The sequence below is a fragment of the Streptomyces varsoviensis genome (genome assembly GCF_000718635.1).
GTDB lineage: Bacteria > Actinomycetota > Actinomycetes > Streptomycetales > Streptomycetaceae > Streptomyces > Streptomyces varsoviensis.
In genome coordinates, this window is the sequence record NZ_JOBF01000073.1 from 1 (window position 1) to 659 (window position 659).

Annotated in this window: 2 rRNA genes; both read left to right on the forward strand. The window is 59.2% G+C overall.

The features are described from left to right. Positions 1–89: ribosomal RNA gene (locus IF55_RS35630) — 16S ribosomal RNA — on the forward strand; the annotation flags it as partial. Positions 90–390: 301 nt separating this feature from the next. After that, positions 391–659: ribosomal RNA gene (locus tag IF55_RS35635) — 23S ribosomal RNA — on the forward strand; the annotation flags it as partial.

Genomic DNA, 659 nt, shown 5'->3' on the forward strand with positions numbered 1-659 from the left:
GGAGGGAGTCGTCGAAGGTGGGACTGGCGATTGGGACGAAGTCGTAACAAGGTAGCCGTACCGGAAGGTGCGGCTGGATCACCTCCTTTCTAAGGAGCACTTCTTACCGGCCTCCGGGCTCGGTCAGAGGCCAGTACATCGGCGAGTGTCCGGTGCTGGTTGCTCATGGGTGGAACGTTGACTATTCGGCACGATCGGTTGGCTCTGTTAGTACTGCTTCGGCGTGGAACACAAGGGTCAGCAGGTCGGGCCGGGCGCGCTGTTGGGTGTCTGAGGGTGCGAGCGTGAGCTTGCCCTTCAAACGCCGGCCCCGGTGCAGCATCACGTTGGTGGTGTGTGACGGGTGGCTGGTCGTTGCTTGAGAACTGCACAGTGGACGCGAGCATCTGTGGCCAAGTTTTTAAGGGCGCACGGTGGATGCCTTGGCACCAGGAACCGATAAGTGAAACATCTCAGTACCCGCAGGAAGAGAAAACAACCGTGATTCCGGGAGTAGTGGCGAGCGAAACTGGATGAGGCCAAACCAGTCACGTGTGATACCCGGCAGGGGTTGCGTGGTTGGGGTTGTGGGATCTCTCTTTTGCAGTCTGCCGGCTGTGAGACGAGTCAGAAACCGTTGGTGTAGGCGAAGGACATGCGAAAGGTCCGGCGTAGAGGGT